General features: G+C 35.0%; 5 protein-coding genes. 3 read left to right on the plus strand and 2 right to left on the minus strand.

Going from position 1 to position 6,037, the window contains the following annotated elements:
- The first annotated feature begins 150 nt into the window (after positions 1–150).
- Positions 151–960, plus strand: a complete 810-nt coding sequence (locus AB8B65_RS00430; RefSeq protein WP_405298816.1) for a hypothetical protein — start codon at positions 151–153, stop codon at positions 958–960.
- Between the two features lie 11 nt (positions 961–971).
- Here AB8B65_RS00430 and AB8B65_RS00435 read toward each other — a convergent pair whose 3' ends face one another.
- A complete protein-coding gene (locus tag AB8B65_RS00435) occupies positions 972–2,240 on the minus strand; it encodes a hypothetical protein (RefSeq protein WP_405298817.1) in 1,269 nt (422 codons plus the stop codon).
- 106 nt (positions 2,241–2,346) lie between these two features.
- Entirely contained in the window at positions 2,347–3,489 is a 1,143-nt protein-coding gene (locus AB8B65_RS00440; protein ID WP_405298818.1) for an acyl-CoA dehydrogenase, read from the minus strand.
- A 173-nt stretch (positions 3,490–3,662) separates the two neighbouring features.
- Here AB8B65_RS00440 and AB8B65_RS00445 point away from each other — a divergent pair, with 173 nt between their 5' ends.
- Together AB8B65_RS00445 and AB8B65_RS00450 are read left to right on the plus strand one after the other, a co-directional pair.
- A complete protein-coding gene (locus tag AB8B65_RS00445; RefSeq protein ID WP_405298819.1) occupies positions 3,663–4,718 on the plus strand; it encodes an anhydro-N-acetylmuramic acid kinase in 1,056 nt (351 codons plus the stop codon).
- 98 nt (positions 4,719–4,816) lie between these two features.
- Positions 4,817–6,037: Glu/Leu/Phe/Val dehydrogenase dimerization domain-containing protein (locus tag AB8B65_RS00450; protein ID WP_405298820.1), on the plus strand; the 1,221-nt coding region annotated here is incomplete at its 3' end.

The following is a 6,037-nucleotide window of genomic DNA, read 5'->3' on the forward strand; positions in this document are numbered from 1 at the left end:
AGCTAAACTCTAAAAAAAATGACTATAAAAATAGAAATGTACATTCACTAATTTAAACTAGCGAATGTGCGTTTCTATAAAACATTTATAGCTTGATTTTTATATTGGCACTTTTCTTGATGAGGTTTGGCAACGTTAACACCAATTTTTATGAAGTCAAAAATTACACTAGCATGCCTACTAATTTGTTTTACCTACACTTTTAGTAATGCACAAGGGAAACTCAATCGTGCCAAAGAAGACCTTTCGGAAAATAAAAATTCTAGTAGTAACGAATCCTCAAATTCATCTAATACTAGTTTTAGTGATGAAGACGAAGGTCCAAGTTCTCTTGATAATTTGTTTGTCGAAATTGCGTTTTATGCTACACTCGGAATTGTATTTGGAGAAGCACAATCGCGTTATTTCTTTGAATATCCATATTCTGATGGTTCACATGGAGAATATGCTTACGGTGACGAAGATGAAAGTATACCGCTAAAACGAAGTCAACTCATCATTTCCAATACCGTTTTTGCAAGCGGAAAAGAATTCTATGGCAATGATATCAAACTAAATTTTCGGTTTGCGCCATTGGTTGGTGTAGAAGTCAATCATTTGCATTTCTTTGAACAAGAACCTAAAAATGAATTGGGAATCAGTTCGTTTATGGTCAACTATTACCGCGTTCGCGAGCAATATGTAACCGCTTTTTGGGGAATTGGAGCTTCACACGTAGGAAATGGTGTTGATGATACAGGTTTAGCGTATCAACTCGGAATCGATGTGTATCTAAAAAAACCAATTAGCATCAGTGCATTGTGGAAACAGAGTTTAATTAACGATGCTACTATTGATGAATTAAAACTACAAGTGCGGTATCACTTAAAACGTTTTTCAGTTCATGGAGGTTACAATCATTACAAATTAGGAAGTGTTAGTATTAATGCATTAGGTGCTGGTGTTGATTATCGTTTTTGATTGATGCAAAGTTATTCAATCACTAAATTTTCTAAAAATTCATCAAAGGCTTTGAGCGATTTCTCGTAAATATCTTCGCAAGTATCAAGCACTAATATATATTGAATTTTTTCGTCAAAACGCGTCAAATTTGATGTAATACGATAAATGTTCAATTCTTTTGGCGCTTCAGTTGCAGTCGGACTTGGAAGTTTTTTTACGTTTTCCAATAGCAAACCAGGATATGCAGGTTTTGATCTTTCTAGTGCCATAAAATTAATATGTGCGCCGCCAATTTCAGGATACATTTCTTTATTAATAATCTCATAAGCAAGTGCAGGTTGCAAATTGTCAAAACGATTGGTTGCCTTTTTATCTGGATACTTTCTTACAAAATTATCAGCATAAGCCTCTATAGTTTCATCTTCTTTTGCAACATGAATAAGAAGCATAATCGTATAATCAATAGGAACATTTTTAGCATTTAGTTCCGCTTTTGGTTTGATGAAAACTGCAGAAGTACGTTTTGAAAACTTAGAAACACTCCAATTCCATGTAGAATCAATAGAAAAACGAATGCCCAAAGGTTTGCAAATAAGTGTGTTTTTTTTGCCATCTATTTTATGTGCCCAAATTTTATCTTTTTCAAGTTCATCATCCGCATTTGGAGTCTTTAATTTTTCTTTAAGTGCATTGCGAATTGTTTTATCAAGCGGACTTGGAGTACCTAATTTTACAGCAATATCCAATGATTTTAGTGCGTGTGCAAACATGCTTGATAAATACGAAGCAAAAGTATAATCGTGCCAAAAAGCAACTTGTGTAATATTCGGGTTCAATTGCTCAGCTTTTAATAGATTTTGCATAGCTTCTCCTGGTTTTGCCGAATGCGCGTAATGATTTCCTAAAAACCAATACGACATATAATTAGAAGTATCGAGCGCAATTGCCTTCCTAAAAGCACTTTCTGCAACCGCAAATTGGTCGTCGTCGTTCAAATTATATCTATAATGTGAAATGGTACCTGTAAGCAACCATTCGTCAATATTCTTGGCTTTTTTTGCTGAAATTTCTTGAATGCGTTTCAAGCGTTCCAAACTTGCTTCTCTCGAAATATCGTATGTCCACGTTTCTGACCAATGATTAAAAGCTTCCTGGTTTTTAATTATAAAATCTAAATCTTCCTGTATCAGTTTCAAATAGCTAACATTCTCAAAATTAATCACATTAATATTTGAAAATACGGGCGAACTGAACAAAATAAAAAAAAGTAAAAAATAACGGAAGTATATTTTAATCATGGTTTTACAGTAAATGTTGTGTGTAAAATACTCTATTATTAGACATAAAAAAAGTGCATTCGTTAAAAATGCACTTTCTTATATATAATGTATGTTATTTTGGAATTTATCCTCTAATAACGCCTCTTGAAATTACTATTTTTTGAATCTCAGAAGTTCCTTCGTAAATCTGTGTAATCTTAGCATCACGCATCAAACGTTCTACATGATACTCTTTTACGAAACCGTTTCCACCGTGAATTTGAACTGCTTCCACTGTATGTTCCATGGCTACTTTAGAAGCAAATAACTTTGCCATAGCACTTTCCATATCATAATTCTCTTTTGCATCTTTTTTACAAGCTGCTTGCATTACCAAGTGACGAGCAGCCGTAATATCTGTATACATATCTGCTAACTTGAAAGCAATTGCTTGGTGGTTGCATATTTCAGTTCCAAAAGCTTTGCGTTCTTTTGAATATTTCAATGCCAATTCATACGCTCCAGAAGCAATTCCTAAAGCTTGTGCTGCAATACCAATACGTCCACCAGAAAGTGTTTTCATAGCAAACTTAAAACCAAATCCGTCTTCACCAATTCGGTTCTCTTTTGGTACTTTTACATCGTTAAATTGTAATGTATGTGTGTCGCTTCCGCGAATTCCTAACTTGTCTTCTTTTGGTCCAATATCAAAACCAGGCGTTCCTTTTTCAACGATAAACGCGTTAATTCCTCTATGTCCTTTTTCACGATCTGTCTGTGCAATTACCAAATAAGTGTCTGCGCGTCCACCACTAGTAATCCAGTTTTTAGTACCGTTAATTACATAATGATCGCCTTTATCAATTGCAGTTGTTGTTTGTGAAGTTGCATCACTTCCTGCTTCTGGTTCGCTCAAACAAAAAGCACCAACATTTTCACCTGTTGCTAACTTTGTTAAGTATTTTTGCTTTTGCTCTTCCGTTCCATACGCTTCCAAACCGTAACATACTAATGAATTATTTACAGATACAATAACAGAAGCCGACGCATCAATCTTAGACAATTCTTCCATAATCAACACATACGAAATTGTGTCCATTCCGCTTCCTCCATATTTCGGATCTACCATAATTCCCATAAAACCTAATTCGCCCATTTTACGAACCAATTCTTGTGGAAACTCTTGTTTATTATCACGTTCAATAACTCCAGGAAGCAATTCCGTTCTTGCAAAATCTCTCGCTGCATCGCGAATCATCTCATGTTCCTCTGTAAGATTAAAATCCATAACTATATATTGTATTAGTAATTCTCTAAAAAATTCGCACAAAGATAATTCTAAAATAGCAGATTTTCAATAATAAGCGCTTATTTTTAAGAATTCTTAATTTATATGCGACTTAATTGTGAATCTTGCCTAAAAGTGGATTTAAAACGGCAAATTTTAAATACATTTACAATATGAGTCAGTATAAAGTGATTGGTGTCATGTCGGGAACTTCACTCGATGGAATTGATTTAGCCTACATACATTTCGAAAAAAACACACACTGGAAGTTTGAAATTCTAGTGGCAGAAACCATTCCGTATTCAAAATATATGTTTGCAAAACTTCAAGAAGCAATTGCTTACAACGATAAAGATTTAGGTAAATTTGATAGTGGCTATACAGAACATCTTGCAAAAATTATTAGTTCATTTATTGAAAAACATAACATAACAAACTTAGATGCAGTTTGTTCACACGGACATACCATTTTGCATCAACCAGAAAAAGGAATTACGTATCAAATTGGAAATCAAGAAATTTTAGCCAAATTAATAAAACAAAAAGTTGTGTGCGATTTTAGAGTGCAAGATGTGGAACTTGGCGGTCAAGGCGCACCTTTAGTGCCAATTGGTGACGAATTGTTATTTTCTGAATATGATTACTGTTTAAATTTAGGCGGATTCGCCAATGTTTCCTTTCACAAAGAAGGAAAACGAGTAGCGTATGACATTTGTCCCGTAAATATTGTGCTGAACAAATATGCAAAGCAATTAGGATTTGACTATGATGACAAAGGAAAACTGGCAAAATCGGGCGAATATTTATTAAGTCTAGGTTCAGAATTAAACAATTTACCCTATTACAAACAGCTTCCGCCAAAATCATTAGGTTTGGAATGGGTTCAAAAAGAAATATTTCCACGGTTAGAAACTTCTAAAAGAAAAGAAATAGACCTTTTACGAACATTTACAGAACATGTAGCAAGACAATTAGCACGCACTTTTAAAATAAGATCCAAAGTTTTAGTTACTGGTGGTGGCGCATACAACGATTATTTATTGAAGCGAATTCAATATTACAAAGAACTCCATTTGGTAAAACCAGCTGACGAACTCATTGAATACAAAGAAGCATTAATCTTTGGTTTTTTGGGAGTTTTACGCTTGCGCGATGAGGTAAATTGTCTCAAAAGTGTCACGGGAAGTGCCAAAGATCATAGCTCGGGGAAAGTATATAATTTCGGCTAGGATAAACTGTATGTTAAATTGTACAGCATCTATGCTTTAAAGAAGCGAACAATTTTTATATTTGCTAGAATAGAAACTAAGCAACTAAACACAGATAATTGAAAGAATTACTTAAAATATACGAAAACAAAGCACCTGAGATCGTTTTCAACTGGAAAGATCCTGAAACGGATGCAGAAGGTTGGACAGTCATCAATTCACTTCGTGGAGGTGCAGCTGGTGGCGGAACGCGTATGCGTAAAGGTTTAGATATGAACGAAGTACTTTCGTTGGCAAAAACGATGGAAGTAAAATTCACGGTTTCTGGACCTTCCATTGGTGGCGCTAAATCCGGAATTAACTTTGATCCGCAAGATCCGCGAAAAAATGGCGTATTAAAACGTTGGTACAAAGCGGTAGCGCCTTTGTTAAAAAGTTACTATGGAACTGGTGGCGATTTGAACGTTGACGAAATTCATGAAGTAATTCCAATTACAGAAGATAGCGGTGTTTGGCATCCGCAAGAAGGTGTCTTTAACGGACATTTTAGACCTACCGAAGCCGATAAAATCAATAGAATTGGACAATTGCGTTTGGGCGTAATCAAAGTAATTGAAAGTCCCGTTTTTTCTCCAGATGTTTCTCGTAAATATACCGTTGCAGACATGATTACTGGTTTCGGAGTTGCAGAAGCTGCACGCCATTTTTATGATATCTATGGCGGATCAATCAAAGGAAAACGCGCTATTGTACAAGGTTTTGGAAATGTTGGTGCAGCTGCCGCGTACTATTTATCACAAATGGGTGCAAAAGTAGTTGGAATCATCGACAGAGTTGGTGGCGTTATCAATGAAGAAGGATTTTCTCATGAAGAAATAAAAGATTTTTTCTTAAAAAAAGATGGAAATACACTTGTAGCAGACAAGATGATTCCTTTTGAAGAAATAAACCAACGTATCTGGGAATTGCCAACGGAGATTTTTGCACCGTGTGCTGCATCAAGACTCATCACGCAAGATCAAATTGATAAAATGATTGATACAGGTTTGGAAGTCATTACCTGTGGCGCAAATGTACCGTTTGCCGACAAAGAAATTTTCTTTGGACCAATTATGGAACATACAGATCAAAAAGTAAGCTTAATTCCAGACTTCATTTCAAACTGTGGAATGGCAAGAGTTTTTGCATATTTTATGGAGCGAAGAGTACAAATGACCGATGAAGCTATCTTTGAAGATACTTCCAAAATCATCAAAAAAGCATTACAAAATACATTCAAACGAAATGCATCAAAAGTAGACGTTAGTAAAACTGCTTTCGAAATTGCGTTAAAAGAATTA

Origin of the sequence: Kordia sp., from assembly GCF_045105435.1 — a bacterium.
Taxonomy (GTDB): Bacteria; Bacteroidota; Bacteroidia; order Flavobacteriales; family Flavobacteriaceae; genus Kordia.

Bases quoted from the DNA above. Each gene is read 5' to 3' on its own strand.
- AB8B65_RS00430 (WP_405298816.1), top strand. From the start codon at position 151: ATGAAGTCAAAAATTACACTAGCATGCCTACTAATTTGTTTTACCTAC.
- AB8B65_RS00445 (WP_405298819.1), top strand. From the start codon at position 3,663: ATGAGTCAGTATAAAGTGATTGGTGTCATGTCGGGAACTTCACTCGAT.
- AB8B65_RS00440 (WP_405298818.1), bottom strand. From the start codon at position 3,489: ATGGATTTTAATCTTACAGAGGAACATGAGATGATTCGCGATGCAGCG.
- AB8B65_RS00435 (WP_405298817.1), bottom strand. From the start codon at position 2,240: ATGATTAAAATATACTTCCGTTATTTTTTACTTTTTTTTATTTTGTTC.